The organism is Roseovarius mucosus (genome assembly GCF_002080415.1).
GTDB classification, from domain to species: domain Bacteria; phylum Pseudomonadota; class Alphaproteobacteria; order Rhodobacterales; family Rhodobacteraceae; genus Roseovarius; species Roseovarius mucosus_A.
In genome coordinates, this window is record NZ_CP020474.1 from 2,662,409 (window position 1) to 2,688,374 (window position 25,966).

General features: G+C 61.3%; 25 protein-coding genes. 9 read left to right on the forward strand and 16 right to left on the reverse strand.

Features of this window, described 5'->3' with window-relative positions:
* Positions 1-17 precede the first annotated feature (17 nt).
* Genes ROSMUCSMR3_RS12760 through ROSMUCSMR3_RS12775 form a run of 4 tightly spaced genes read left to right on the forward strand, consistent with a single transcriptional unit; the run spans position 18 to position 3,838 of the window.
* Entirely contained in the window at positions 18-1,094 is a 1,077-nt protein-coding gene (locus tag ROSMUCSMR3_RS12760; RefSeq protein WP_081507537.1) for an ABC transporter ATP-binding protein, read from the forward strand.
* The gene (locus ROSMUCSMR3_RS12765; protein WP_081507538.1) at positions 1,087-2,115 is read left to right on the forward strand and encodes an ABC transporter permease; all 1,029 of its coding nucleotides are present in this window, start codon (positions 1,087-1,089) and stop codon (positions 2,113-2,115) included. Before ROSMUCSMR3_RS12760 ends, ROSMUCSMR3_RS12765 begins: the two co-directional genes overlap by 8 nt.
* On the forward strand, positions 2,112-2,918 hold the full coding sequence (locus ROSMUCSMR3_RS12770) for an ABC transporter permease (protein WP_081507539.1): 807 nt from the start codon (positions 2,112-2,114) through the stop codon (positions 2,916-2,918). Before ROSMUCSMR3_RS12765 ends, ROSMUCSMR3_RS12770 begins: the two co-directional genes overlap by 4 nt.
* Positions 2,915-3,838 carry a CehA/McbA family metallohydrolase gene (locus ROSMUCSMR3_RS12775; protein ID WP_081507540.1) on the forward strand — a complete coding sequence of 308 codons (924 nt, stop codon included), beginning with the start codon at positions 2,915-2,917 and terminating at the stop codon, positions 3,836-3,838. Before ROSMUCSMR3_RS12770 ends, ROSMUCSMR3_RS12775 begins: the two co-directional genes overlap by 4 nt.
* Positions 3,839-3,845: 7 nt before the next feature.
* Here the strand turns inward: ROSMUCSMR3_RS12775 and ROSMUCSMR3_RS12780 are convergent, their stop codons facing one another.
* Positions 3,846-5,459 (reverse strand): GMC family oxidoreductase, encoded by a 1,614-nt coding sequence (locus ROSMUCSMR3_RS12780; RefSeq protein WP_081507541.1) that lies wholly within the window; start codon positions 5,457-5,459, stop codon positions 3,846-3,848.
* A gap of 114 nt (positions 5,460-5,573) precedes the next feature.
* Here ROSMUCSMR3_RS12780 and ROSMUCSMR3_RS12785 point away from each other — a divergent pair, with 114 nt between their 5' ends.
* The 4 genes from ROSMUCSMR3_RS12785 to ROSMUCSMR3_RS12800 all read left to right on the forward strand — a co-directional run bounded on the left by ROSMUCSMR3_RS12785 (position 5,574) and on the right by ROSMUCSMR3_RS12800 (position 9,718).
* Positions 5,574-6,809, forward strand: a complete 1,236-nt coding sequence (locus tag ROSMUCSMR3_RS12785; protein WP_037296743.1) for a TRAP transporter substrate-binding protein — start codon at positions 5,574-5,576, stop codon at positions 6,807-6,809.
* 102 nt (positions 6,810-6,911) lie between these two features.
* Positions 6,912-7,580, forward strand: coding sequence for a TRAP transporter small permease (locus ROSMUCSMR3_RS12790; RefSeq protein WP_081507542.1), 669 nt, complete (start codon positions 6,912-6,914; stop codon positions 7,578-7,580).
* Position 7,581: 1 nt separating this feature from the next.
* Complete coding sequence (locus ROSMUCSMR3_RS12795; RefSeq protein WP_008279400.1) at positions 7,582-8,940, forward strand: TRAP transporter large permease; 1,359 nt, start codon at positions 7,582-7,584, stop codon at positions 8,938-8,940.
* Between the two features lie 13 nt (positions 8,941-8,953).
* Positions 8,954-9,718 carry an IclR family transcriptional regulator gene (locus ROSMUCSMR3_RS12800; RefSeq protein ID WP_081507543.1) on the forward strand — a complete coding sequence of 255 codons (765 nt, stop codon included), beginning with the start codon at positions 8,954-8,956 and terminating at the stop codon, positions 9,716-9,718.
* A gap of 7 nt (positions 9,719-9,725) precedes the next feature.
* Here the strand turns inward: ROSMUCSMR3_RS12800 and hemF are convergent, their stop codons facing one another.
* From hemF to ROSMUCSMR3_RS12845, 9 genes are all read right to left on the reverse strand, one after another.
* Positions 9,726-10,616, reverse strand: a complete 891-nt coding sequence (gene hemF / locus ROSMUCSMR3_RS12805) for an oxygen-dependent coproporphyrinogen oxidase (protein WP_081507544.1) — start codon at positions 10,614-10,616, stop codon at positions 9,726-9,728.
* Between the two features lie 28 nt (positions 10,617-10,644).
* The gene (locus ROSMUCSMR3_RS12810; RefSeq protein ID WP_008279397.1) at positions 10,645-11,445 is read right to left on the reverse strand and encodes an SDR family NAD(P)-dependent oxidoreductase; all 801 of its coding nucleotides are present in this window, start codon (positions 11,443-11,445) and stop codon (positions 10,645-10,647) included.
* A 39-nt stretch (positions 11,446-11,484) separates the two neighbouring features.
* Positions 11,485-12,477 carry a class I SAM-dependent methyltransferase gene (locus tag ROSMUCSMR3_RS12815; protein ID WP_198385520.1) on the reverse strand — a complete coding sequence of 331 codons (993 nt, stop codon included), beginning with the start codon at positions 12,475-12,477 and terminating at the stop codon, positions 11,485-11,487.
* Between the two features lies 1 nt (position 12,478).
* Positions 12,479-12,796: an ATP-dependent Clp protease adapter ClpS gene (clpS, locus tag ROSMUCSMR3_RS12820; RefSeq protein ID WP_232279150.1), complete on the reverse strand. Its 318-nt coding sequence runs from the start codon at positions 12,794-12,796 to the stop codon at positions 12,479-12,481.
* A gap of 124 nt (positions 12,797-12,920) precedes the next feature.
* On the reverse strand, positions 12,921-13,595 hold the full coding sequence (locus tag ROSMUCSMR3_RS12825) for an SOS response-associated peptidase (RefSeq protein ID WP_081507545.1): 675 nt from the start codon (positions 13,593-13,595) through the stop codon (positions 12,921-12,923).
* A 12-nt stretch (positions 13,596-13,607) separates the two neighbouring features.
* Positions 13,608-14,270 (reverse strand): nitrile hydratase subunit alpha, encoded by a 663-nt coding sequence (nthA, locus tag ROSMUCSMR3_RS12830; RefSeq protein ID WP_081507546.1) that lies wholly within the window; start codon positions 14,268-14,270, stop codon positions 13,608-13,610.
* On the reverse strand, positions 14,260-14,538 hold the full coding sequence (locus ROSMUCSMR3_RS21855; RefSeq protein WP_335743529.1) for an SH3-like domain-containing protein: 279 nt from the start codon (positions 14,536-14,538) through the stop codon (positions 14,260-14,262). The genes nthA and ROSMUCSMR3_RS21855 overlap by 11 nt, the downstream gene beginning before the upstream one ends.
* Positions 14,531-14,869, reverse strand: coding sequence for an SH3-like domain-containing protein (locus ROSMUCSMR3_RS21860; protein ID WP_037296735.1), 339 nt, complete (start codon positions 14,867-14,869; stop codon positions 14,531-14,533). Before ROSMUCSMR3_RS21860 ends, ROSMUCSMR3_RS21855 begins: the two co-directional genes overlap by 8 nt.
* A gap of 40 nt (positions 14,870-14,909) precedes the next feature.
* Positions 14,910-15,974 carry a flagellar motor switch protein FliG gene (locus tag ROSMUCSMR3_RS12845; protein WP_081507548.1) on the reverse strand — a complete coding sequence of 355 codons (1,065 nt, stop codon included), beginning with the start codon at positions 15,972-15,974 and terminating at the stop codon, positions 14,910-14,912.
* Positions 15,975-16,099: 125 nt separating this feature from the next.
* Between ROSMUCSMR3_RS12845 and rnr the strand changes: the two genes are divergently transcribed.
* Positions 16,100-18,355 carry a ribonuclease R gene (rnr, locus tag ROSMUCSMR3_RS12850; RefSeq protein WP_081507549.1) on the forward strand — a complete coding sequence of 752 codons (2,256 nt, stop codon included), beginning with the start codon at positions 16,100-16,102 and terminating at the stop codon, positions 18,353-18,355.
* A gap of 18 nt (positions 18,356-18,373) precedes the next feature.
* Here rnr and ROSMUCSMR3_RS12855 read toward each other — a convergent pair whose 3' ends face one another.
* The 6 genes from ROSMUCSMR3_RS12855 to katG all read right to left on the reverse strand — a co-directional run bounded on the left by ROSMUCSMR3_RS12855 (position 18,374) and on the right by katG (position 25,909).
* Positions 18,374-18,931: a PqiC family protein gene (locus ROSMUCSMR3_RS12855; RefSeq protein ID WP_081507550.1), complete on the reverse strand. Its 558-nt coding sequence runs from the start codon at positions 18,929-18,931 to the stop codon at positions 18,374-18,376.
* Positions 18,932-18,936: 5 nt separating this feature from the next.
* The gene (locus ROSMUCSMR3_RS12860; protein ID WP_237183445.1) at positions 18,937-21,030 is read right to left on the reverse strand and encodes an MlaD family protein; all 2,094 of its coding nucleotides are present in this window, start codon (positions 21,028-21,030) and stop codon (positions 18,937-18,939) included.
* Entirely contained in the window at positions 21,027-21,653 is a 627-nt protein-coding gene (locus tag ROSMUCSMR3_RS12865; RefSeq protein ID WP_008279386.1) for a paraquat-inducible protein A, read from the reverse strand. Before ROSMUCSMR3_RS12865 ends, ROSMUCSMR3_RS12860 begins: the two co-directional genes overlap by 4 nt.
* Entirely contained in the window at positions 21,650-22,276 is a 627-nt protein-coding gene (locus ROSMUCSMR3_RS12870; protein ID WP_008279385.1) for a paraquat-inducible protein A, read from the reverse strand. The genes ROSMUCSMR3_RS12865 and ROSMUCSMR3_RS12870 overlap by 4 nt, the downstream gene beginning before the upstream one ends.
* Positions 22,273-23,607: a lytic murein transglycosylase gene (locus tag ROSMUCSMR3_RS12875; RefSeq protein ID WP_081507551.1), complete on the reverse strand. Its 1,335-nt coding sequence runs from the start codon at positions 23,605-23,607 to the stop codon at positions 22,273-22,275. The genes ROSMUCSMR3_RS12870 and ROSMUCSMR3_RS12875 overlap by 4 nt, the downstream gene beginning before the upstream one ends.
* Before the next feature lie 136 nt (positions 23,608-23,743).
* Positions 23,744-25,909 (reverse strand): catalase/peroxidase HPI, encoded by a 2,166-nt coding sequence (gene katG / locus ROSMUCSMR3_RS12880; protein WP_081507552.1) that lies wholly within the window; start codon positions 25,907-25,909, stop codon positions 23,744-23,746.
* Positions 25,910-25,966 lie beyond the last annotated feature (57 nt).

A 25,966-nucleotide genomic window follows, 5' to 3' on the forward strand; every position in this document is an offset into this window, starting at 1 on the left:
CAGTTTCCGCTCGCGGTATGGAAATCACCCTCTGCTCAGCCGCCGTGCGATTTGGCGACTTTCAGGCCGTGCACCCCACGGACCTGACCATTCGCGCGGGCGAGTTTTTCTCGATCCTTGGCCCCTCGGGCTGTGGCAAAACCACGATTCTGCGCCTTGTCTCGGGGTTTTTGGACCCTTCAGAGGGCAGCATACTGATCGGTGGCCGGTCGATGGCGGGCATTGCGCCCTCGGACCGTCCAACTGCGCTGATCTTTCAGAATCTTGCGCTCTTTCCCCTGATGCCAGTGTGGGAGAATGTCGCCTTTGGCCTAGAGATGCGCGGCTGGAGCAAGGCCAAACGCCGCACGCGGGCGCTTGAACTGCTCACGATGGTCGCCCTTGGCGAACAGGCCGACAAGCTGCCTTCGGAATTGTCGGGGGGGCAACGTCAGCGGGTGGCGATTGCCCGTGCTCTGGCCGTTGAACCGGCGGTTCTGCTGTTGGACGAACCGCTCTCGGCGTTGGATCTCAAGCTGCGGCAGCACATGCGCGCCGAACTCAAGCAGTTACAGCGCGAGACTGGCATCACCTTTGTCTATATCACCCATGATCAGGGCGAGGCGCTGACCATGTCCGACCGGGTGGCCGTCATGAACGCCGGACGGCTGGTGCAATTGGGCACGGCGGACGACCTTTACGACCGCCCCACTAATGCCTTTGTTGCAACCTTTGTCGGCGAAACCAACCGTTTGACCGGGCGCATCGAGGCGGAAGACGGGCAAAGCGCCCGCATCGCCACACCCGAGGGGGCCTTTGTCGCGCTCAATCCGGCGGGTTTGGGTGTTGGCGCACAAGCGTTTCTCTTTTTGCGGCCCGAGCGGTTGCATGTGCTGACCGAAGGCGAGAGCCGCGCCAACATGCTGGCCGGTGGCCTCATACGTCGCGATATGGAGGGGGCATTCTCGACGCTCGTGATTGACACCGGCCAAAGCCATTTGACCGTGCACCGTGTGAATGGCGGGGGCATCCCCCTTGCGGAGGGCCCGTTGCGCCTTGGGTTCTCGCAAGAGGCTGGGGTGATCCTGCCCTTGGGCGAAACCGCCCATGACTGAGTTGCGCCGCGCCTTTGGGGCACCCTTGTCGGCACTGATCGTGTTTCTGGTGGGGGTCTGGATTCTGGGCCTGATTGCCGCGCCACAGATCATCATGATCGAGCAGTCGTTCTGGACCATGCAGCGCCCCGACGGCGCCGCCGAACTGTCGGTCAAAATCGACGGGCTCTACAATCGTCTCGATGTTCTCGCGCTGGACCATCAGGCCGCCGCAGACGCCGCAGCCCGCGCCGCTATCGACACCGAGCGCGACACGGTTCGGGCCGAAATTGCCACGCTCGAAGCCCGGGAAACCACGCCTGTCAAAACCTGGACGCTGTCCAATTACGGGCAGATGGGGCAGGCGCATCTTGCAATCTTTGCCAAGACGATCCTTGCCTCGCTTGCGGTGACGGCCATCGCCTTTGTCGTCTGCTATCCCATCGCCTTTGCCATCGCCAAGCTAGAGCCGCCGCGCCGGGCCGCGATGATTATGATGGCGCTGATCGTGCCCTATGCCCTTAACGAGCTGCTGCGGGTCTTTGCCTGGCAGATGATCCTGAACTACGGTGGGCCGATCAATGCGGCCCTTGGGCTGGTGGGGATTGGCCCGGTGCCCTTTCTAGAAAGTGGGTCTGGCGTCTTTATAGCCATGGTCTATGCCTATATCCTGTTCATGGTTTTTCCGCTCTACAACGTGCTGGAAACGCTCGATACCCATCAGATCGAGGCGGCGCGGGATCTGGGGGCCGGAACCCTTCAAATCCACCGCCGCGTGGTGCTGCCGCATGCCCGCCCCGGGATTGCAGTAGGCTGTATCATGACATTCATGCTGTCGGCGGGGTCTTATGCGGTGCCTTATATCATGACGCGCGGCACCGCTGATCCGTGGTTCACGCAACTGGTCTACAACCGCTTTTTTCAGGCGACCAACTGGAACGTAGGGGCCGCCTATGCGCTTAGCCTGCTGGTCGTCTGCACCGGGTTCATTTTCCTGATGATGCGGCTGCTCAAGGTTCGGCTCAAGGATATTGCGAAATGAGAGGGCAGGGCAGCGGTGTTATCCTCCGCCTCTATATGGCGCTGTTCTTTGTCTATATGTTCCTGCCGCTCGGGATCATGGTCGCAGCGGGATTTAATGCCTATTCGCCGCCGTCTGTCACGGTCTGGCAGGGATTTACCCTAGGCTGGTTTGGCGAACTTTGGGCGGATGCGCGAATGTGGTCGGGCCTGCGCAACTCGCTGATCATTGCGGGGGCCGTGATCGCGCTCGCTCTGCCGATGGCGTTGGCGGGGGCCCTTTTGCTGGGGCGGTTGGGCACCCGGGCGGCTGGGGTGCTCTATACGTTGATGGTGTCGCCACTTTTGACGCCCGGACTCATCTTGGGCATCTCAACCGTAATTTTCTGGCGCAATTTTGAGGTGGCGGGGGGGCTGTTCACTGCGATTCTTGCGCAGACCACCTTTGTTTCCTCTTACGCGATGCTGATGTTCATGGCGCGGTTGCAGCGACAGGATGCAGCGCTGGAAGAGGCAGCGCGTGACCTTGGTGCCACGCCTTTGCAGGCGTTTCGCCGGATCACCCTGCCGTTCCTGCGCCCCACCATCGCCACGGCGGCTGTCATCGCCTTCTTGCAGAGCTTTGAGAATTACAACACCACCATGTTTGCCATCGGCGGTCAGCATACGCTGGTAACGGAAATCGGCTCCCGTATGCGTTTTGGTCTTTCGCCGGTGGTCAATGTCATCGGAATTCTCTTTATCCTTGCAACGATCACCTGCGCGGTGATCTGGGCCATCCTCAAAGAGCGCGAGCGCCGCGCCGCAAACGGAGCATCGGCATGATCGACACATTCTCGGCCCCCGGACGGTTCTGGCGCGGCAATCTGCACACCCATTCAACCCGCTCAGATGGGGTATTGCCCCCTGAGGAAGTCTGCCGTCGCTATGCCGCCGAGGGCTATGATTTCATGGCGCTGACCGATCATTTTGTCGGGCGCTACGGCTATCCGATCACCGATACCCGCGCCTATCGCAGCAATCGCTTTACCACCCTGCTTGGGGCCGAGTTGCATTCTGGCGCTTTGGTCAATGGAGAGGTGTGGCATATTCTGGCCGTGGGTCTGCCGGATGATTTCGCCCCCTCCCATTCCCCCGAGTTCAAACCGGTTGCCAATCAGGAAACCGGACCCGAGATTGCGGCGCGGGCTGTCGCCGCCGGGGCCTTTGTCGCCGTGGCACATCCACAATGGTCAGGGCTGACACTCGCCGATGCGCGCAGTCTTACGGCGGCGCATGCGGTCGAGATTTACAACCATGGATGCCATATGGGCTGTGACCGGGGAGACGGATTTGGGATTGCCGACCTCTTGCTGAGCGAGGGGCGGCGTCTGAGCTTGATTGCCACAGATGACGCGCATTTCTCGGAACCGGATCATTTCGGTGGCTGGGTCATGGTCAAGGCAGAGGAAAACAGCCCCGAGGCTCTGCTTGCCGCACTCAAGACGGGGCTGTTTTATTCCAGCCAAGGTCCTGAAATTCGCGCGCTGCATCTGGAAGACGGGGCGGTCGAGGTTGAATGCTCTGCTGCGTCTGCGGTGATCGTGCTGGGCCACGGATCAGCCGGGGTGGCGGTGCATGGCCATTCCATGACCCGCGCGCGCGTTACCCTTGACCCCCGCTGCGTCGCCTCACCGTGGTTGCGGGTCACTGTGGTGGACGCGGCAGGCAAGCGCGCTTGGTCCAACCCGATCTGGAAGGGCTGAGTAGGACTCAGCCCGCCGCGTGATCCGCAAGGATCATGTCCGAGGCTTTCTCGCCGATCATGATCGCGGGGGCGTTGGTGTTGCCTGACACGATCTCGGGCATGATCGAACAATCCGCCACGCGCAGCCCGTCGATGCCATGCACCCGGAGCCGGGCATCGACGACGGTATCCGGCCCCTGTCCCATCTTGCAGGTGCCTGTCGGGTGATAGATCGTTGTCGAATAGCGCCGCGCCCAGTCGAGCGTGCCTTCGTAATCGTCTAGATCCAGCGTGCGGTCCGGGCGAAATTCTTCTGAGATCTTGGAGGTCAGCGGCGCGCAGCGCGCAATGCGACGGGCAATCCTTATTCCTTCGACGATGGTCCTGCAGTCGGTCTCGGTCGAGAGGTAATTTGGAATGATCTTGGGATACTTCCGCGGGTCCGATGAGGCGAGGCGGATTTCCCCGCGGCTTTCGGGCCGCAATTGACAGACCGACATGGTAAAGGCCGAAAAGCGATGCACCCCTTCGCCGGGGCTGTCGGCGGACCATGGCTGGACGTGAAACTGAATGTCTGGTGTCTCGACATGGTCGCCCGTACGCATAAAGCCCGTGGCAAGACTTGCGGCCATGGCCATGGGGCCCGAGCGAAAAAGAGCATACTTCAGGGCGATCCGCGCCTGATTGGACAGGCTGCGCACCTCGTCATTCAACGTGGCATCATGGCACTTGAACACCAGACGCGCTTGCAGATGGTCCTGCATGTTGCGGCCCACGGCGCGCAGATTCTGGCGCACCTCGATGCCGTGATCCTGCAAATGCGCCGCCTCTCCGATGCCCGAGAGCATCAAGAGTTGCGGCGAACCAATCGCGCCTGAGGAGAGGATGACCTCGCGTCCGGCCTTGACCACCTGATCCAACCCCGCCCGGTCACGGTAGGCCACGCCAACAGCACGTCGCCCCTCCAGCATGATACGGCTGGCTTGCGCATGGGTGATGATCGTCAGGTTCGGTCTTTTGCGCGCCGGGTTGAGGAATGCCACGGCAGCAGAACACCGCCTGCCATTGCGCGTTGTCAGTTGGAAATATCCCACACCTTCTTGCGTGGCCCCATTGTAATCGGGGTTGAATGGATAGCCCGCCTCTTGTGCCGCCGCGACCCAGGCATCGCAGATGGGCCTTTGCAGGCGCATGTTCGACACCCAAAGCGTGCCCTGATCGCCGTGATACTCGTCGGCACCGCGTTCCTGTCGCTCGGAGCGCTTGAAGAGCGGCAGCACATCGTCCCATCCCCAGCCGGGATTGCCCATTTGCGCCCAACGGTCGTAATCCTGCGGCTGTCCGCGCACATAAAGCAAACCGTTGAGCGAGGATGAGCCCCCTAAAACTTTGCCACGTGGCCAGTCTAGTGCGCGGCCATTGAGCCCCGGATCTGGCTCCGTGCGATAGCACCAGTCCACCGCCGGGTTATGCATCGTTTTGAAATACCCAACCGGAATGTGAATCCACGGGTTCCAATCGCGCCCACCCGCCTCAAGCAGAATAACCGTGTTCCGAGGATCCGCAGAGAGGCGATTCGCCAGAACACATCCGGCAGAACCCGCGCCAACGATCACGTAGTCCGCTGAAATCTCCGACATTCCGGGCCTCCTTGCTCAATCTTGGCGCAAGGAAAAAATCTCCTTGCCAGATCAAGGATAATTCGATCATTATTGAGACTGCAAGTATCAAAATTGCAAAATAGGGAGGAGACCATGAAAGTATCGAAAGCCCTGAGCGGAATTTCCCGCAGGGACCTGTTCCGTCTGTCAGGTCAGTTTGGCCTATCATCCGTTGTGTTGGGGGCCGGGGCGCTGACGGGGGCGGTCTCGCTTTCGTCGGTGGCGCGGGCCGCCGAGAGCACCTATGAAAAACGCTTTGGCAAAGAGCCGAAACATACGCTGAAACTGGGGGCTTCGGGGTTTAACGCGCGCAACCTGCTGATCGAGCGCGCCGGCGTTCTGGAATTCGCCCGCGATCTGGAAGAACGCACTGACGGCGAAATCCGTGTAGAGTTCATCGGCGACAACCAAATTTGTGGCCAGCTCAACTGCGTGGAAAAAACCCAGACCGGCGTGGTGGATATGTATGCCGCCTCGACGCAGAACTCGGCCGGGGGCGCGCCCTATCTCAACGTGCTCGACTATGCCTATATGTTCCCGAGCCGCGCCGCGCAGTATCATTTCCTCTATAGCCCCGCTTCGCAAAAGATTTTGCGTGAACCACTAGAAAGTCGGCATGGGCTGAAGTTCCTGTTCTCGCATTGCGAATTGCGCGGCCTCCAGATGGGTCAGTCCTTTGCTGACAAACCCACCGTCACCAAGCTGGAAGAGCTGTTTGGCACCAAGAACCGCGTGACTGGCACACAGTTGGGCCGTATCGCCATGCAGTTGCTCAACCTCAACCCGGTGCCGGTGGCCTGGGAAGAAACACTGGACGGACTCAAGCAGGGCCTCATTGACGGCGCGGAAACCTGGGCCTCTGCTGTGGCCTATGCCAACATGGCCCCCGTTGTCAGCCAATCGGTTGACCTGCGGTTCTTCTGCGGCACGGAACATACCTCCATGTCGGTCAAGGTGTTTGACGCGATGGAGCCGCATTTGCAGGATGCCATCATGGAATCCGCCTATCTGGCGCAGGTTCATGTGCAGGCGGCCAATGAGGCGGCGCTGGTCAAAACCGTTGGCTTCTCTGACCCGCAACTGCCCGGCACCATCTTTGCCCAGAACAATGTGCGCCCGGCGTTTCTGGCAGACGATCAGATCAAGATGGCCGAAGAAATGTGCTCGCCCGAGTTCAATCCAGAGCCATGGGCGCAGTGGCGTGAGCGTCTCAATGGCTGGGCTGGTGGCATCGACACCTATCAAGAAATCTACAACGTGGCCCGCGAGATTCCTGTGGATACCTTGCCCGAGAATGTCGAGCCGCGCCGCTGGTGGCGATCAGCCTGACGCGATAGGCTCTGCTCGGGTCGCGCCATCCGCGCGGCCCGTTACCCCAAGCCGCCGAGACGTGCGGCGAATACATACGGCAACCCAAAGGGAGGAACGGGCATGACCGGCTGGTTTCAGGGCACAGGCGATATCATGAGTGCCCTCATGGCAGGCGATTCCTGGATGTTGAGTCAGGCGATGAACGAACCGGCGGCTTGGCCGCTTGGGCTGGCGGCGATGCTGGCGCTGGCCTTGTTGATTCTGGTGTTCTATCGCTTCAGCCCTTGGTCAGAGCGTAATCTGGAAAAGACGATCATGGTCGTGTCTTATTTGGCCATTGGCGGGATCATCTTTGTCGAGGTGTTTCGCCGTTTCGTCTTGTCACAACAGGTCCCATGGTCGACCACCCTGCCGCCCTTTCTTTTTCTGATCATGACGTATTTCGGGTGCAGCTATAACGTCAAGCTGCGCACGCATCTGGCCTTTGCCGAATTCCGCAACGCGATGTCGCGCACGGGACAAATGGCCTGCCTCATGCTGGATGCATTGCTCTGGACCGGGTTTTCTTGGGTCGTGGTCGTTACCTCGACCAAGGTGGCGATCAATTCGGCAGCGAATTTCCAAATCATGCTGGGCACCGACAATGTCATGCAATGGTGGTTCCTTTTGTCCGTGCCTCTGGCCTTTACCACGCTGGTGGCGCGGGTGATCGAGAATGTCCTAGCCGATATTGCCAATTTCCGCAGTGGTGAGACCTTGATCACCCAAGCTGTGATCGGAGGCGACTGATATGAGCGACCCAACCCTCATCACCGCCATTTCCATTGGGGTGACGTTCCTTTTCATGCTGGGTGTGCCGGTGTTTCTGGTCATCGGTTACTGGGTGATCGGTGTGTCATTTGTCCTTGGTATGCCGCTCCAGAATATTGGGGGCGCATTGGGCGATGTGTTCACGGACGGCTTTGCGCTTTTGGCGATGCCGCTGTTCATTCTGACGGGAGACTTGATCAACCGCTCAGGCATTGCGCGGCGCTTGAGTGATTTTGCCTATGCCTGCCTAGGGTGGATACGCGGCGGATTGGCCATGGCGGCGCTTGGCGCTTGTGGGCTCTTTGCCGCAATCTCGGGCTCTAACTCGGCCACTACCGCGACCATCGGCTCGATGCTGCATCCCGAGATGATCAAGGGCGGGTATGATGCGCGCTTTTCGGCGGCGACGGCGGCGGCGGGGGGGACTGTGGGCATCATCATCCCACCGTCGATCATTTTCATCGTTTACGGCTTTCTGCTCAACCTGCCGATTTCGGAACTGTTCGTTGCGGGGATCATTCCCGGCGCGCTGATGGTTTTGGCGATGATGTTCGCCGCCTTTCTGATCTGCTGGCGTAATGGCTGGGGGTTCCTCATTCCCCTCAGCCCCCTGCGCGTTTTCAAAACCGCCATCGGCGCATGGCTTGGGTTCTTTGCCATCGGCCTTGTTCTTTGGGGCATCTACACCGGCAAATTCTCTCCGACAGAGGCGGCGGGCGTGACCGTGGGCTTTTGCGTGATCGTGGGCTTTATCAGCCTGCCGCTTTACAAGCTGATGGGCGGTGCCAAAGGGCGTGACGTGAGCGAAAAGAAAATCTCGGAGATGCTGGTCGTCGAAGGATTCAGCCCGCTGGAATTGCCTTCTATCACCATGCGCTCGGCGCAAATCACCGGTATTCTTGCCCCTCTCATCGCGGTTTCAGTCGTGATGCAACAGATCCTGTCGGTTCTGGGGGCACAGGAAGTCATTGGTAATTTCGTGACCTCAATGGGCGGGTACTATGCGGTGCTCTTTACCGCGATGGCGATTGTGTTTGTCTGTGGCATGGTGCTCGAAAGCCTGCCTGTGACGATCATTCTGGCCCCTATTCTGGCCCCTATCGCCCATTCCGTCGGGGTTGAGCCGGTGCAGTTTGCGGTGATCTTCCTTGTCGGGGCCTCTATCGGCTTTGTCACGCCGCCCTATGGGCTGAACCTCTATGTCGCCTCTGGGGTGACGGGCGTTCCCTATTTCAAGCTCTTGCGCTACATCGTGCCTTATCTTGTGGCGCTGTTGTCGGTTTGGGTGCTTGTGGCTCTGGTGCCTTCCCTATCCACAGCGCTGCTTCCGCAACGGTGAGAAAGGTCAGGACATGGATGGTGACGACGCAGGGACCATTCCCACCAATCTGAGGCTCCTGCTTGTGCTCGAGGAGATCGCGCGCGTGGGCGTGCCCGTCACGCCCACCGAGATCAACGCAGCGCTTGGCCTGCCCAAGCCGACGATCCACCGCCTTTTCGCTACACTCGAAGAGGAAGGGTTTCTGCAACGCGACATGGATGGGCGGACTTATTCCCCGGGTCCGCGCCTGCGCAGCATGGCCGGGGGTATCCTGTCGTCGCTGCGCATCCGCACAGCGCGGCAGGCAATCCTTAAGCGGTTGAGCGGCGAAATAGGCGAGACCTGCAACATCGCCTTACCGGACCGCGATGCCATGATCTATCTAGAGCGCGTTGAGACACAATGGCCGCTCCGGATACAATTGCCGATCGGCACGCGTGTGCCGTTTTATTGTACGGCCAGTGGCAAGATGTATCTGAGCACTTTGGCGCGCAGCCACCTGGTGCGTTATCTCTCTGCGACAGATATTGTTGCCCGCACCGCCAACACCCTGACCGACCCCGATGCCCTTTTGGCCGAGATCCAGCGTGTGCGCGAGCAAGGCTACTCGCTCGACCGCGAAGAGTTCATGGAGGATATGATCGCTCTGGCTGTGCCGATCCTTGATGTCAACGACCGGCTGATGGCAACACTGGCCTTTCACGCGCCGACGCAGCGGTTCAGCATCGAGCGGGCGATGGAGTATCTAGAACCGATGCGACACGCGGCGGCGGATTTGTCAAAGCTCGTCGCCTAGGACGCGCTTAGGTCCATTTCGCCAGAGGGGGCAGGCTCATAAGCACCGCGTTGGCGTCATGGCCTGTGGCCAGTCCGAATTTCGTGCCTCGGTCATAGACGAGGTTGTATTCGGCATAGAGGCCACGATGCACAAGCTGCGTGTCCTTGTCGGCATCCGACCAAGGCTGCACCCGGCGTTTTTCCACCAAAGGAACATAAGCAGGCAGAAAGGCGCGACCAATATCCTGTGTCAGCGCAAAATCGGCCTCCCAATCGCCAGTGTTGCGGTCATCCATGAAAATACCGCCCACGCCGCGCGCCCGATTGCGGTGCGGCACAAAGAAATACTCATCCGCCCAAGCTTTGAGTTTCGGATAGAGGTCTGTGCCATGCGGATCTAGATGCGCCTGTTGCTGGCCATGGAAATGGGCCGTGTCCTCGGGATACTCGATACAGGGATTAAGATCCGATCCGCCACCGAACCACCACGCATGCGGGGTCCAGAACATGCGGGTGTTCATATGGACCGCCGGGCAATGCGGGTTCTGCATATGCGCCACAAGGCTGATCCCAGAGGCCCAGAACCGTGGATCGCTGTCCATGCCGGGCACACCGCGCGCCGCCATGGCGCGCTGTGCGGCCTCTCCCAAGGTGCCATAGACCTCTGACACATTGACGCCGACCTTTTCAAAGACCCGCCCGCCACGCATCACGCTCATCAGCCCGCCCCCGGCGTCCGATCCGTCGTCACTATGGCGGCTATTGTCGCTTACCTCAAACCGCGCGGGCGCGGCGTCTGACAGAGGCCCGGTGGCGTGGTTGTCCTCCAACCCCTCAAACGCGGTAACGATATCGTCGCGCAACTGGCGAAACCATGCGGCGGCACGTGATTTTTGCTGGGTAAAGTCGTCGGTCATGCGTCTGGTCCTCGGGCGATGTTGCCTATTAGTGCGCCGGGGCTGCGCAGGGGTCAAGCAGGGTCCGCCCGCCGTCCACCGTCATGATCTGTCCGGTCATGAAGGCTGATCCATCACAGGCCAGATAATGCACCGCTTCTGCCAGTTCCGCCGCCGAGGCAATCCGCCCAAGGGGCGTGTGGCATTCAATATCGGCGCGGTAATCGCTGTGTTCCCGTAGCGTTTCCTTGAGCGACGCGCTCATGACCGAGCCAAAGGCCAGGGCGTTGACCCGGATACGGTGCGGTGCCAAGGCAAGTGCCAGGCTGCGTGTCATCTGATCCAGTGCCGCCGAGGCCACCGAATAGGCCAAGAGATCCGGATGGGTGCAGCGCGCGGCAATCGAGGACAGGTTGACGATGGTGCCCGCGCTGCCTTCGGTCTGGCCTTCGGATTGCTTGATCATCCGGCGCGCGACCTGTTGGCTCATGCGCAGCGCGGTCAAAAGGTTCTGCTCCAATAGCATCTCAACCGCGTCATCATCGGGGTTGAGCGCATCCGAGGGCACAATCTGGCGGCAGGCATTGACGAGGATATCCACCTGTTCAAAGGCGTCGATCGTGGCCGACAGCAGATTGGCCTGCGTCAGTTTTTGCCGCAGGTCGCCCGCGAAATAGCGGATGTTGCTGCTGTCGTCATTCTCGCCCAATTCCTTGATCAGGCGTGCTTCATCCATGTCGGCAAAGACAACATTGGCGCCCTTGTCCGCGAAATGACGCCCGATAGCGAGGCCGATGCCATTGGCACCTCCGGTGATAATGGCGGTTTTTCCGGTGATCGAGAAGGACATATCGGACCTTTCAAGCTGGGTCTGGCGCGCATGGGGGCACTAGCGGCTCTGGCGCACAGGACGGCTGGCGTGGAGGATCTTGAAGCGGGTGTCGCCAGCTACCTCACTGACCGAGGTAAAGGACTGTGCCAGCGTGGTCTCATAGGGCAGATGCCGGTTGGCCACCATCCAGAGACTACCCGAGGGTTTGAGCATGCCCGCCGCCGCGCGTATAAAGGCGCGGCCAAGATCGGGATCGGCACTGCGGCTCTCGTGAAAAGGTGGGTTCATGATGACGCTATCGGCACGCGCGTCGGGCTTCCAGACGGTCGCATCGGCCCAATGAAATTGCGCGCGGGCGTCTGTGACATTCTGGCGTGCACAGGCGAGGGCCGCATGATCGGCCTCAACCAGATCAAGACGGGTAATGCCGGCGCGTTCCAGAGCGCGCGCGCTTAGATAGCCCCATCCCGCACCCAGATCGACCACATGCGCGCCAAGCGCTTGCGGCAGGCTATCCGCCAAAAGGCGCGATGCCGGATCAACCGCATCGGCGGAAAAGACCCCCGGTGCCGTGACATATCCACCCGCAATCGGCTGCGCTGTGGTTGCGGCCCAATCGGCAAATTCAGGGCCTGCGGCAAAGCTAAAGATCTTGCCGTGTGCCTTGGACAACGGCGCGCTGACCGCGACGCGGCGGCGGCAGTCGCGCAGCACCGATTCGATGCCATCGGTCTTGAGACCATCGACGATGATCAGGCCATCGGTGACGGTGGCGGCCTCTGCCAATGCGGCGCGTGCCCGTGCTTTGGCGCGGGGCAGACAGAGGATTGCAGCCCCATACCGCCCCTCGGGGGCTATGGCACAGTCATATCCCAAACCGGCAAAGTAATCATAATCGGGCTTGAGTGGCGTGATCACCTGCACGCGGTCCATGGGCAAGGCGGAGAGATCAGCCCCGACGCGCGGGGTGAATACGGCAATGCGTCCAGCCTCGGGCAGGGTCGCAACCCCGTCGGCGAGGGCAAGTGTCAGGCGGGTGGCGATGGCCAAGTTATTCTTTTTCCATGGTGCATTGCAGCGGATGTTGGTGACGGCGGGCAAAATCCATCACCTGCGCCACCTTGGTTTCGGCGATTTCGTGGCTGAAGACACCCACGACCGCCAGCCCCTTTTTGTGCACGGTCAGCATGATTTCAAAGGCCTGCGCGTGCGACATGCCGAAAAACCGTTCAAGCACGGCCACCACGAATTCCATCGGCGTGTAATCGTCATTCAGCAGCAGAACCTTGTAGAGCGGCGGGCGCTTGGTCTTGGGCCGTGTGGCAACGACCACCGCAGGATCGCCCGCGTCCTCCTTGGGCCCGGTCATTGTAATCGGATGCTGGATCATTTCAGTCGCACTATCGGATTATTGCCATGTGACAGGGTCTGTTTCATGACGTCTATATATCGTTTGACCGGGGTTAGAAAAGGGTCCCCGTGAAAGAAGGGGTTCAAGCCGTCGTGTGTGGGATCGGCACGATCAGGTCAGCCCCCTGCGCGCGGTTGGAATTGACCGTTGGGGCGACGCGCCACATCTCTAGTGTGTCCTCGGGCGCGGGGCGCATCAGCCGCGCCGCGCCATGCCCCGCCTCGCCCAACCAGAGCGGCCAATCCTGCGGTTCAAGGATCACCGGCATCCGGTGATGCACTTGCGCCATGCTGTCATTCGCGGCGCAGGTGACAATCGCGCAGGTGTCGATCCGGGTATTGCCGTGCTCCCAGATTTGCCAGACCCCGGCCATGATAAGCGGCGCACCATCGCGCCTTTGGGTAAACCACGGCAGGCGTGTGTTGCCATCCCGCGTCCATTCGTAAAAGCCTGCGACGGGAATGAGACATCGGCGCGCGCGTGCCGCCTCGCGAAAGGCGGGTTTCTCAGCAATGGTCTCGGCGCGGGCGTTGATCAGCAGCGGGCCAGCGGTGGGGCTGTCATACCAATTCGGCAAGAACCCCCATCGCAAGGCCGAAAGCCGCCGCGTGCCGCTCTCGCCCAGACGAACAGTCGCGATCCGGGCTGTGGGACAGACATTGTAATCGGGTGGCTCGGGCAGGTCGTTGTCCGGGGCCGCGCCAAAGAGTTGCGCCATCGCGTCATTGGGCAGGGTGATGACAAAGCGTCCGCACATGCCAGCCGCCTCTCAGGGCTGACGGGGCAGGCCCGTACCAATCATCGAATCGCGCGTGACCAAGCTGGCCAATTGCGCCTCGTCCATCGCGTCGGTCCCCTCTGGCCGGGCGGGCAACACGATATAGCGCATATCGGCGGTGCTGTCGTGGACGCGGACGGTGACATCATCGGGCAGGTCCAGACCGAATTCACGCAGAACCGCGCGCGGTTCGCGCACCGCACGGCTGCGATATTCCCGCGTCTTGTACCAATCGGGCGGCAAGCCCAACAGGTTGCGCGGGTAGCACGAACAAAGCGTGCAGACGATGAGATTATGGGTCTGGGCGGTATTTTCAACTGCGATCAGATGGAGCGGGCCGATGTTGAACCCCATCTCGCGGCTGGCTGCAGAGGCATTGGCCAAAAGCCGCGCCTTGAAATCGGGATCGACCCAGGCGCGCGCCACGACGGCCGCGCCGTTGGCGGGGCTGCGGGCATCCATCGCCTCAATCTGCGCAGCAATCTCGGCGGGGGTGAGCAGGCCTTTTTCCACGAGCAATTCGCGCACTGCGATTTCCATGCGCTGCCAATAGGTCAGTGGGCCATCGTTGTCGGCGCGGTAGGGATGGCCAGAGGGGCTCATCCCCTCATGGTGGAAATGGTCGTGATCGTGATCGTGGTGGTCATGGGGCATGGCTATCCACCTGTTCCAGCCAATGCGCGTAGAGTTCGGCATCGAGCGTGTCGTCGGGGTTCTCTGCCGTTTCGCCCCAAATGTCGCGCATGGCAAAACGGACGCGATACAGCGGCTTTTCCTCGGCGGTCAGGCCATAGGCCAGTTGCTCGGGGTTGCGAAAGGCCCCCAAGGATCGCTCGATCACGCCCTGCTTGCCGCGCAGATACCACGGGGCGCGCACATGACCCGGCGGCGTCAGCGCCTTGACCCGCACCCGCTCAGCCATCTTGCGCCTCGGCATAGGTTGGACCGCGCGCGGCAACAGCATCCATCCGGGCCGCCAATTCCTCAAGCGAATAGGCACCGGCCTCGAGCAGGTTCTGGTTCACGGCAGCGATCCAGCGTTCGTAATAGGAATACGTCTCAAACGCGTCTTCGCCCATATCCTCAAGAGCGCGACGCAGCCCGTCAACGGTAAACAGGCCCTTTTCCCCGCAGAGCACCATCAGCGCATCAATGCGCTTTTCCCAAAGGGCAAAATCATGACCGTCCATCGGCACAGGCCCGGCAGCCTGTCCGCCCATGTCGTGCCAGCGGCGTCCATCCCAATCACTCATGGGATCAAGCCTAGGAGGGCCGGCGTGGCTTGTCCAGTGGTCACGCGCTCTGGTCTTCTTCGGGGGTCACATAGGCGATCTCGCCCGCCGCTTCGAGGGTGCGCACGGCGTTGACCACGGCGGTCATCGCTTCTTCGGCATCGCGCAGGCGTACGCGGCCGCGCTCTTGTATTTCCTCACGCATGGCCTCTGCCATGCGTTTGCCCATGTTGCTGAGGATGAACTCGGCCACGGGCGCCAGATCGCCCGAGGCTGCCCCCGCAAGCGCCGTGACAAGAACCGCCTGATCCACTTCCCGCGTGATGCGCGGGATATCCGTGGGCTTCACCCGCTCAGGAATATGCACAAAGGTAAAGATCGCGCGCCGCACAAGGTTTGCGAAGTCTTGATCGGCTTCGTCCAATCCTGTCAGCACGTCATCGCGCGTCGCGGCGGGCGAGAAGTTGAGTATTGCGCCCACACGTTCGACCGCCCCTTGGGCAAAGGCGGTTTCGGGGATGTCGTGCAATTCCGCGGCAAGTGCCAGACCGATCCTGTCAACGGCCTCGGGGCTGACCGCGCCGGTCTGCGATACCGCATAGGTGATCCGCCGCGCCAATTCTCCGGGGAGTTTGCCCAAAAGGTCCGCCGCGCGCGCCACGTCGAGCTTGGACAAGAGCACGGCCGCAATCTCTGTGCTTTCCCGTTCGACAATGGGGATGAGCGCGGCAAGATCGGCGTGTTTCACCTGCTCCCAAGGGTCGCCCTGTTGGCGCACGCCCGCCTCCTTGCGCAGGCGCGCAGCGGTTTGCGGGCTGATCCGGCCATCGAGCGCGCTAAGCGCCCCGGCCACGCCGCGCGGAAAGGTCAGCCCCATCCCCTCCAACTCCTGCGCGAATTCCGCGACCACATCCGCAAGCGTTCCTCGGTCGACATAGCGCATCGACCCCATCTGTGTGGTGAGGCGCGCTTGCAACACGTCCGGCAGGTCGGTCAGCGCGATTTCAGCCCCTTCGTTGATCAGAAACCTGACGATGATCGCCGCCTTTTGCGCGCGCGTCAGATGAGCAGCCACCCCGCCATGGGCGACGGTGCTCAGTCGGGCCAAAGGGGTGGTTGTTTTCATCGTGGGCCTCTCTGCGGGTCTCGTCTGACCTTAGGGGCCAAAGGGTGAAGAATTCTCTAAACCCTGCCCGGTATTTCGGTGGTTTCCCGGATGACGCCGCTCGCGCTTCGTGCTAGGGCCGAGACATGAGCCAGATGCCCAGCAAGGTCGAAATCCTGCAATGGATTTCGGACAACCCGACCCTCACCGCGAAACGCGATATCGCCAAGGCCTTTGGCATCAAGGGGGCTGCGCGGATCGACCTCAAGCGCCTGCTCAAGGAGCTCGAGGACGAAGGCCATCTGGAAAAGCGCAAGAAATCCTATCGTGACCCTGACCGGCTGCCACCTGTAAGCGTGTTGCAGATCACGGGGCAGGCCTCTGACGGAGAACTGCTTGCGCGGCCCTTGGAATGGACGGGTGAGGGAATAGAGCCTGTCGTGCTTCTTATTCCGCGCGCCTCTGACCCCGCGATGGGGGTAGGCGACCGCATCCTGGCGCGTCTGCAAGAGGTCAAGGGCGAAAGCCATCACTATGAGGCGCGGTTGATTCGCCGTATCGGCACCAACCCGCGAAAAGTGCTGGGAATTTTCCGCAAAGGGGCAGAGGGCGGGCGCATCCTGCCTATCGACAAGGGCGACGGCAAGGAATGGCACGTGGCCGCGGATGCCACAGGCGGCGCCCAGGATGGCGAGCTTGTCGAGGCGGAACAGGCGGGTCCTGCGGGCCGCATGGGCCTGCCGCGCGCGCGGGTTCTGGACCGGTTGGGCGATCCCTCGGCACCCAAGGCAGTTTCGCTTATCGCTATCCATCAGCACGGAATCCCCGACAGCTTTCCCGATGCCGTGATTGCAGAGGCGGATGCGATGAAACCTGCGGGCCTCAAGGGCCGTGAGGATATGCGTGATATGCCGCTGATCACGATTGATCCTTGGGATGCGCGCGACCATGACGATGCGGTCTGGGCCCATGCCGATGATGATCCCAAGAACGAAGGGGGGCATGTGATCTGGGTGGCGATTGCCGATGTGGCGCATTACGTGCGCCCCGGCACGGCGCTTGACCACGAGGCGCGCAAGCGCGGCAATTCGAGCTATTTCCCTGATCGCGTTGTGCCGATGCTACCCGACCGCCTATCTGGTGATTTGTGTTCGCTGCATGAGGGTGTGCCACGCGCCTGTATCGCGGTGCGGATGCAGATCACCGCGACCGGTGAAAAGATCGGGCATCGGTTTGTGCGCGGTCTTATGCGCTCTGCTGCGTCGCTGACGTATCAACAGGTTCAGTCGGCGCAGGATGGTGCGCCGGATGACAAATGCGCGCCCCTGATGGACGAGGTGATTACACCGCTCTATGCCGCCTATGCCGCATTAGAGGAGGCGCGGCGTCGTCGTCAGCCGCTCGACCTCGACCTGCCCGAGCGCAAGGTGGTCCTGAGTGACGCGGGCAAGGTTTTGTCGGTGAATTTCACCGAGCGACTGGAGGCCCATAAGCTGATCGAGGAATGTATGGTGTTGGCCAATGTGGCCGCCGCCGAAACGCTGGTGGCGCGCAAATCGGCGCTTTTGTTCCGGGTGCATGAGGAACCAAGCCCCGAAAAACTTGATGCCCTGCGCGAGGTAGCGGCGACGGCGGGGATGGTGCTTGCCAAGGGTCAGGTGCTGAAAACCGCACATCTTAACGCGCTGCTGCATGCAGCGCGCGATACGGATCATTCCGAGGTGATCAACATGTCCACCCTGCGCGCGATGACGCAGGCCTATTATGCGCCGCAAAACTTCGGACATTTCGGCCTTGCACTTCAGGCCTATGCGCATTTCACCTCGCCCATTCGGCGCTATTCCGATCTTGTGGTCCATCGGGCGCTGATTTCGGCGCATGGCTGGGGCAAAGATGGTCTGAGCCATGAGGAAGAAGCGCAGCTTGAGGAGACGGCGCAGCATATTTCCGACACCGAGCGCCGCTCGATGATGGCCGAGCGTGACACCAATGATCGCTATCTGGCGGCGTTTCTGTCGGAGCGATTGGGTGAGGAATTCACCGGGCGTATCAGCGGCGTCGTCAAATTCGGCGTGTTCGTGAAACTGGATGAAACCGGGGCGGATGGGTTGATCCCGGTCCGCTCATTGGGCCGGGAATATTTCCACTTCGACCGCGAAGCAAGCACGCTGATGGGGTCCGATACCGGGCTTACGATTGGCTTGGGGCAGCGCGTGACGGTCAAGCTGGCCGAGGCCGCGCCCGTGACAGGTGGCATTGCGCTTGAACTGGTTAGCCTTGATGGCGAGACCCTGCCCAAAGGCCCGCGCGCCACACGCGGCAAGCCGCCCAAACGCAAGCTTGGCAGCGCCAAGCGCAAGGCGACGGTCGAGAGGCGCAAGGCCGAGCGCAAGCGTCGGTAGGTAAAAGATCGGACGCCCTCAGCGCAGCCCGTCGCGTGCAATCGTAACCGCCAAATCCCGCACGGCCTGACCGCGTGCTGCGGCGATGGCGGTAATGCCTGCCTCGTCCGGTACGGGCACGCTCAGGTCAAAAAGCTGCGCGCGTGCGCGGCCATTCTCAGATGACACGAAATACTGCCCGGCAAGCCGGAATACGCCATCCGCTTGCGCCAGCATCTCTTCGACCCGCACCTCGACCTGCGCCTCGGGAAAGCCACCAAAGGGCCAAGGCTCTGCCGCCACCCGCGCGCCGGTGATTTGGGCCAGATGACGGCTGAGTTCCAACGTGATGGCGCGGCCCGGATCATCGGCCCAAAAGAGGCCGGGTTGAGTGCTCAGAACACCTGTTGCATCCGAGAAATAGATTTCCTCACCCGCGGCATATCCCGGCAAGGACACCTCGCGCAGCGCGACCGAGCCAAAGGCGATGCGCTGCTTGGTCTCAACCGGCGCGCGTGGCACGGTCAGTCGCTGTTCGGGAGCAGAGGTGCAGGCGGTGAGGGCGGCCAGCAAAAGCAGGGCGGAAAATCTCTTCATTCTCATCATCTTCCCAAAAGCAGCGAATTTGGATTCCGTTCTATGGCTCGGGCCAAGGATGACACAGCACGCGCGGCGCGTTCAACCTCGCGCATTGCGGCGCGGGCGTCGCGGCCTACACCATTGTCGGCGGCATAGCCTGCCAGCGTGCCGCGCGCCTGTGCCAGCACGGCCTCGGCCTCGGCAATAAGGCCCGGCAGATCACGGCCCGCTTGCGCAAAAGTATCCGCGGCATCGCGGGCAGAGCCAAGGGCGGCGGTGGCATTCTCGACCACGCCGCCTTCGCGCAATTGCGCCAGAACGCTGCGCATTTCGTCAAGGGTTGCGTTCAGCGTGGCAGGCAGGGCCTGTGTGCCCTCTTGCGCCAAAAGCGTGTCAGCCGAGGTTATGAGCGCGGTCAACTGTGCAACCATGGCATCAATCTCGACGCTTTCGGCCTTTTTCGCCACGGCATCCAGCCGCGCCACGAGATCTGGCACACCGCTCACGGCATCGCTCACACCTTGAGACGCGGCAGAGGCATCGCTGAGCGCGGTGCTCAACTTGGCCGCTATGGCCTCTTGCGCGATTTGCGCGACCAGCGTCTCCATCTCGGTCAGCACGGCATCAAGCCGCCCAGGCAGGGCCTGCACCTCTGGCGCGCCAATCACGCCGCGTGTCTCATCCAGAAGCGCGTTGACATTGCCCGGCACGGCGCGCGTATCGGCGCTGGAGACCAAGGCATTGGCGTTTTGCAGCAGGGTGATCGCCTCGGCCATCACCTCTTCGATGGGCAAGGCATTGATCCGCTCGAATACGCCCGTTGCGGTTGCCGATACATCCGCGATCTCGCTTTCGGTGGTGGGGAAAAGAAGATCGCCGCCATCTGCCGTCTCGATTTCGGCAGGGGGGGCATCGGGCACTTCGACCAGTTCAACCTTGAGCCCTCCGGTCAATATGGACGCCGAGGCCAGCCGCGCGCGCAGGCCCGTCGCCACGCTCTCGCGCAAATAGGCAAGCGCCGAGTCGCGCCCTGCACCTCCCTCCAGCCCCAACCGTCCCGGACGGATTGCCAGACTGACAAGAAGCCGCACGCGGTCATCGCCAAATCGCGCCTCATCGACCACGCCATTAAGCGCGCTCACCTGACCGATGCGCAACCCGTTCCACTCAACGGGGGCGTCCACGCTAAGACCTGCGATATTGTCCTCGAACACTGCCGCAAGCGTGAGGATTTCGTTGTCGTCCCCGCGAAACAGGCTGGCACGTGCCGCGGATTCTTCGGAGTAGACGGTGTAGTTGTCTCCGGCCCGCGCCGATGTGCCACCTGAAATCATCGTCTCGAAGGTGACGCCGCCGGACACAAGTGCGGCAACGGATGAGAAATCGAGTTGTGCGCCGCCGGGTCCGAGCGAAAAGGAAAAGCCGGAGGTGTCCCAAAAGCGCGTCGCGCTGTTGATCAGACGATCATGCGGGGCAAAGATCAGCGCCTCTGCCTCGGCGGAGCTGCCATCAGCAGTGATGCGCGGTCGCCCGATGCGCCCCACCTCGATCCCGCGATAGATCACCGGAGCGCCTTCGACCAGCGAGGCGCGCCCCTGCGCCCGCAGCATGAGGCGCAGGCCATCCTGCCCCACCCGTTCCAAGGGGGCATCGGGCAGGCCTGCTATCTGCGTGACGGCCGCACCGGGGCTATTGTCCCACAAACCTTCGATGTAGACGCCCGAGAGCACGGTCCCAAGGCCAGTGACGCCCCGCGCCGTAACTTGGGGACGGACCACCCAGAATTGGGCGTCGCGGTCGATATAGGGTGCCACCTCTTGATCCACGCGGACCTTGACCAGCACGAGGTCGAGACCCGGGGCAAAACTTACGTCCTCGACCATGCCGACGGTCACATCGCGGTAGCGAAGCTCGGTCGCCCCCGCCCGAACACCCGACGCATTTTCAAAGGCGATTTCGATCAGCGGCCCGCGCTCGGAATAGGCCTGCCACGCCACGACCAGCACGACCAAAAGCGCCGCCAGCGGCACCAGCCAGATCACTGAAATCCGGTCGATCAGGCTCCGTCCGGCAGGAAGAACAGTGGGCTCTGGCGGAGGCGTGCTGTCTTGGGTCACGTTTGGCTATCCTCTTGGTCTTCGGGTCGGCGGGTGCCGTCCCAGATCATCCGGCTATCAAAACTTTGCGCGGAGAGCATGGTGAAAACCACCGAAAGGGCGAAAAACAGGCTGGCGCGGCCCGGTGTGATCGTGGCCAAGGCCTGCAATTGCACCAGGGATGACAGGATCGCCACAACAAAAACGTCGATCATCGACCAGCGGCCGATGTATTCGACTATCTCATAGAGCAGGTGCCGCCGCGCCTTTGACAAGCGCGAGCCGCGCCAGACGCCGAATGCCAGAGCGGCCAGCACCAGAAACTTGGCCACCGGGATCACCACACTGGCCACAAGAATAATCAGTGCCACGCCCCAATTGCCATGCTCTGCCAGCGTCACCGCCCCGCCGACAATCGTATCAGATTGCGTACTGACCAGCGTGCGCGTCTCTAGCATCGGAAAAAGATTGGCCGGAATGTAGCAGCCAAGGCCCAACAGCCACCACGCCCAGACCTTTTGCAGCGCCATCGGATCGCGGGATTGCAACGCACTGCCGCAACGCGAACAGCGCGCTGTGCCAAGAGGCGCCACAGCCATGCAACGTGTGCAGCCCACCAGTCCCATGTCGCGCGCGGTTCTCATGCGTCCAGCGAGGCCCAGATTGAATAGCGGCACATCAGACTGTCGGTCGCCACCACCAGCACCACCAGCACCGCAAACATCCACGCCGCCGGGCCAAAGACCACATCCGCCAGATCGCTGAGTTTGACCAGTGCCACGGCGCAACCGATGGCGAAGATTTCGGCCATGGACCACGGCACGAGCGCCTCTGAAAGACGAAAGGCAGGGCGCGCCAGAGGGGCGGGGGGGTGATCGCGGATGATGGGGGCCAAGACATAGATCAGCAGCATCAGGCGCAGCGCCGGTATGACCACGATGAAAAAGAGAACTGCCACCGCCAGCACAGACAGCCCGCCCTCGAACACAAAGGCAGCCTGCAGGATCGAGGCGTCATGGTGTAGCCCGCCCGCGCCGATCGACAAAAAGGGAAAGAGCACCGCTGCCACGATCAGGATCAGAACAGTCAGCGCCAGAGCGATCAGCTGCTTGCCTGCCTTTCGCCGTGGTGCGATCAAGACTGTATGACAGCGCGCGCAAATGGCGCGTTGCCGCATCGCCACCTGGGGCGCGGTATAGACCAGATCACACGTCGGGCAGCAGATGAGGCCCGCCAACTCGTCGGGTGCGGATTGGCGGACGCTCACGAGCGTTTGAGCAGCGCCAGCAATTCCTGCGAGGGCAGGCCGTCCGGCGTCACCCCGACCGATTGCTGAAAGGCGCGAATGGCGTTGATCGTATTGGGGCCGATGATGCCGTCGATCTTTTCGATGGCAAAACCCTTGCGTTGCAGGCGGCGCTGCATATCCATTTTTTCGTCAAAAGACAGGGGGTTATAGCCACGTGGCCAAGCGCCCCTGATTTCTGGCCCGCCGCCGATCCGGTCTGAAAGATGCCCAACGCCCATCGCATAGGCATCGGAATTATTGTAGCGTTTGATCACGCCGAAATTGTCGAAAACCATAAAGGCTGGCCCCTGAAGCCCGGCGGGCAGCAGGATCGACGCAGTGCCGAAATCGCGCACCGCGCGCCCGTCCATACCGACCACGCCCTGCGCCGCCCATTGAGACGGTAGCCGCTTGGCCTTGGCCGCGGCGGCGCTGAACCCGCGCGGAACCTGTACCTCGACGCCCCAAGGTTGGCCCTTGGTCCAGCCAAAGCGCTTGAGATAGGCGGCGGTTGAGGCCAGGGCATCGGTTGGGTTGTCCGACCAGATGTCGCGTTTGCCATCGCCGGTGAAATCCACCGCATAGGCCAGGTAAGAAGTGGGCATGAACTGCGTATGCCCCATAGCCCCGGCCCATGACCCTTTCATGTTTTCAGGTGTCACATCGCCCGATTGCAGGATCTGCAAGGCAGCGATGAGCTGTTTTTCAAAAAACGCGCCGCGCCGTCCGTCATAGGCCAGTGTCGCCAGCGATTGGATCAACGGCAAATCACCAAGCCGTTCGCCATAGGTGCTTTCCATCCCCCAGACGGCGGCGACCACCTCTTTTTCTACGCCGTAATGTGCCTCGATCCGTTCGAGTGCGCGGCGGTGTTTGCGCAGCGCCTCTTGTCCGTTGTTGACCCGGATGGGCGAGACGGCGCTGTCAAGGTAGTCCCAGATCTCGCGTTTGAATTCCGATTGGTTGCGGTCTTTTGATACAATGTCGGGGTTGAACGTCACACCACGAAAGGCGCGGTCAAATACCTGTCCGCTGATCCCTTGCGATAGCGCGCGACCCCGGAAACCGGCCACCCAGGTGTCAAAGCGCGGATTGGCATTGACCGGCACGATGGCGGTCTCAGACACATCCGCCGGGCGCAATTGTGGCCGTAGGCTGCGCACTGGCACGTCGCTCGAAACAACCACCGCCGCTGTGATGAGGCCCGAACCGGGCCGCATCTGCGGGCGTAATGACTGGTCCACCGCCCCGGCCAGCACCGGTGGTGCCCCGATCAGAACGCTCAATAATCCGATATATACCGCTCGCATTGTCCGGCCCCTTGGTTGTGTGGCTCTTGTCACAGAATAGCCCGATTGTTTCCAAATCAAAAGCGATCAAGGGGGCGGAAACGAAAAGGCGCGGCGATTTCTCGCCGCGCCTCTCTGATTGGAATGCTCAGTCCGATCAGGCCAGATCGAAACGGTCGGCGTTCATCACCTTGGTCCATGCGGCGACGAAATCGCACACGAATTTTTCGGGCGCATCGTCCTGTGCGTAGACCTCTGCATAGGCGCGCAGGATCGAATTCGAGCCGAACACCAGATCGACGCGGGTGGCCGTGTGTTTCACGGCACCGGATTTGCGATCTACGATGTTATAGGTGCCATCGCCATTCGGCTCCCATTTGTAGCTCATGTCGGTGAGCGTGGTGAAGAAGTCCGTGGTCAGCGCGCCCACCTTGTCGGTAAACACGCCATGCGCCGTGTCGCCGTGGTTGGTGCCCAGAACCCGCATGCCGCCGATGAGGCAGATCATCTCATGCGCATTGAGCCCCATGAGCTGTGCCCGGTCGAGCAACATTTCTTCGGGCGCAACAATGTAGTCTTTCTTGAGCCAGTTGCGGAAGCCATCGGCCAGCGGTTCCAGCACCTCGAAAGACGCGGCATCGGTCATCTCTGCCGTTGCGTCGCCGCGACCGGGGGCAAACGGCACCTCAACGGCATACCCTGCCGCTTTGGCCGCCTGTTCGATCCCGAGATTGCCGGCCAGAACGATCACATCCGCCACGCTCGCCCCGGTTTCGGCTGCAATGGGTTCAAGTGTTGCCAGAACCCGTGCCAGACGGTCAGGCTCGTTGCCGTCCCAATCCTTTTGCGGGGCAAGACGGATGCGTGCGCCATTGGCACCGCCGCGCAGGTCAGAGTTGCGGAAGGTGCGAGCACTGTCCCATGCGGTGGCGACCATATCCGACAGGCTCAGACCGCTTGCGGCGATCTTTGCCTTGACGGCGGCGACATCGTAGCCGGTCGATCCTGCCGGAATCGGATCTTGCCAGATCAGATCCTCTTTGGGGGCGTCCGGTCCAATGTAGCGGGTCCGCGGTCCGAGGTCGCGGTGTGTCAGCTTGAACCACGCGCGACCAAAGCAATCGTCGAAATAGGCCGGGTCCGCCATGAACTTTTCGCAGATGGCGCGATAGGCCGGATCCATTTTCATCGCCATATCGGCATCGGTCATCATCGGCATGACGCGCTTGGACGGGTCGGTCGCATCAACCGGCATGTCCTCTTCCTTGATGTCGATGGGCTGCCACTGCTGCGCGCCCGCCGGGGATTTGGTGAGTTCCCAGTCATAGCCGAACAGCAGTTTGAAATAGCCCATGTCCCACTTGGTTGGGTGTGTGGTCCAGGCCCCTTCAATGCCAGAGGTCACGGCATTGGTGGCTTTGCCGCCCAGGTTCGGGTTGACCCAGCCAAAGCCCTGATTTTCGACGTCTGCCGCTTCAGGCTCTGCCCCCAATGTCGACGCATCGCCATTGCCATGCGCCTTGCCAACGGTGTGACCACCACAGGTCAGTGCCGCGGTTTCTTCGTCATTCATCGCCATGCGGGCAAAGGTTTCGCGCACCTGACCGGCGGTCGCCAGCGGATCGGGTTGGCCGTTCACGCCCTCGGGGTTCACATAGATCAGGCCCATCTGCACAGCGGCGAGGGGGTTTTCCATCGTGGCCGGGTTTTCGACGCTTTCATAGCGGGTGTCACTCGGCGCCAGCCATTCCTTTTCCGCGCCCCAGTAGGTGTCCTTTTCGGGGTGCCAGATGTCTTCACGACCAAAGGAAAAGCCATAGGTTTTAAGGCCCATGGATTCATACGCCATGTTGCCCGCGAGCAGGATCAGGTCGGCCCAGCTCAGCTTGTTGCCGTATTTCTTTTTGACCGGCCAGAGAATGCGGCGCGCCTTGTCGAGGTTGCCGTTGTCCGGCCAGCTGTTCAGCGGAGCAAAGCGGATATTGCCATGGCCACCGCCACCGCGACCATCGGCCAGACGATAAGAACCAGCCGAGTGCCAGGCGAGACGGATCATCAAACCGCCGTAATGGCCCCAATCGGCGGGCCACCAATCCTGGCTGTCGGTCATCAGCGCCTTGACGTCGGCCTTGACGGCCTCGAAGTCAAGTTTCTTGACCTCTTCGGCATAGTTGAAGTCTGCGCCGAGCGGATTGGTTTTCTGGTCGTGCTGATGCAGGATGTCGAGATTGAGGGATTTGGGCCACCAATCCATGACGCTGGCGCCTGTTTCTGTCACGCTGCCGTGCATGACCGGGCATTTGCCGATGTTGTTACCGTCCATTTTCGTCTCCTACCTAGATCGTTGTCGTTGGTGAGTGGTCTGGTTGCGCCGATCAGA

Excerpts from the sequence above, each read along its gene's own strand:
- ROSMUCSMR3_RS12760 (WP_081507537.1), top strand. The coding sequence starts at position 18 with ATGGAAATCACCCTCTGCTCAGCCGCCGTGCGATTTGGCGACTTTCAG.
- ROSMUCSMR3_RS12765 (WP_081507538.1), top strand. The coding sequence starts at position 1,087 with ATGACTGAGTTGCGCCGCGCCTTTGGGGCACCCTTGTCGGCACTGATC.
- ROSMUCSMR3_RS12770 (WP_081507539.1), top strand. The coding sequence starts at position 2,112 with ATGAGAGGGCAGGGCAGCGGTGTTATCCTCCGCCTCTATATGGCGCTG.
- ROSMUCSMR3_RS12775 (WP_081507540.1), top strand. The coding sequence starts at position 2,915 with ATGATCGACACATTCTCGGCCCCCGGACGGTTCTGGCGCGGCAATCTG.
- ROSMUCSMR3_RS12780 (WP_081507541.1), bottom strand. The coding sequence starts at position 5,459 with ATGTCGGAGATTTCAGCGGACTACGTGATCGTTGGCGCGGGTTCTGCC.
- ROSMUCSMR3_RS12785 (WP_037296743.1), top strand. The coding sequence starts at position 5,574 with ATGAAAGTATCGAAAGCCCTGAGCGGAATTTCCCGCAGGGACCTGTTC.
- ROSMUCSMR3_RS12790 (WP_081507542.1), top strand. The coding sequence starts at position 6,912 with ATGACCGGCTGGTTTCAGGGCACAGGCGATATCATGAGTGCCCTCATG.
- ROSMUCSMR3_RS12795 (WP_008279400.1), top strand. The coding sequence starts at position 7,582 with ATGAGCGACCCAACCCTCATCACCGCCATTTCCATTGGGGTGACGTTC.
- ROSMUCSMR3_RS12800 (WP_081507543.1), top strand. The coding sequence starts at position 8,954 with ATGGATGGTGACGACGCAGGGACCATTCCCACCAATCTGAGGCTCCTG.
- hemF (WP_081507544.1), bottom strand. The coding sequence starts at position 10,616 with ATGACCGACGACTTTACCCAGCAAAAATCACGTGCCGCCGCATGGTTT.
- ROSMUCSMR3_RS12810 (WP_008279397.1), bottom strand. The coding sequence starts at position 11,445 with ATGTCCTTCTCGATCACCGGAAAAACCGCCATTATCACCGGAGGTGCC.
- clpS (WP_232279150.1), bottom strand. The coding sequence starts at position 12,796 with ATGACCGGGCCCAAGGAGGACGCGGGCGATCCTGCGGTGGTCGTTGCC.
- ROSMUCSMR3_RS12825 (WP_081507545.1), bottom strand. The coding sequence starts at position 13,595 with ATGTGCGGACGCTTTGTCATCACCCTGCCCAATGACGCGATGGCGCAA.
- nthA (WP_081507546.1), bottom strand. The coding sequence starts at position 14,270 with ATGCCCCATGACCACCACGATCACGATCACGACCATTTCCACCATGAG.
- ROSMUCSMR3_RS21855 (WP_335743529.1), bottom strand. The coding sequence starts at position 14,538 with ATGGCTGAGCGGGTGCGGGTCAAGGCGCTGACGCCGCCGGGTCATGTG.
- ROSMUCSMR3_RS21860 (WP_037296735.1), bottom strand. The coding sequence starts at position 14,869 with ATGAGTGATTGGGATGGACGCCGCTGGCACGACATGGGCGGACAGGCT.
- ROSMUCSMR3_RS12845 (WP_081507548.1), bottom strand. The coding sequence starts at position 15,974 with ATGAAAACAACCACCCCTTTGGCCCGACTGAGCACCGTCGCCCATGGC.
- rnr (WP_081507549.1), top strand. The coding sequence starts at position 16,100 with ATGAGCCAGATGCCCAGCAAGGTCGAAATCCTGCAATGGATTTCGGAC.
- ROSMUCSMR3_RS12855 (WP_081507550.1), bottom strand. The coding sequence starts at position 18,931 with ATGAAGAGATTTTCCGCCCTGCTTTTGCTGGCCGCCCTCACCGCCTGC.
- ROSMUCSMR3_RS12865 (WP_008279386.1), bottom strand. The coding sequence starts at position 21,653 with ATGAGAACCGCGCGCGACATGGGACTGGTGGGCTGCACACGTTGCATG.
- ROSMUCSMR3_RS12875 (WP_081507551.1), bottom strand. The coding sequence starts at position 23,607 with ATGCGAGCGGTATATATCGGATTATTGAGCGTTCTGATCGGGGCACCA.
- katG (WP_081507552.1), bottom strand. The coding sequence starts at position 25,909 with ATGGACGGTAACAACATCGGCAAATGCCCGGTCATGCACGGCAGCGTG.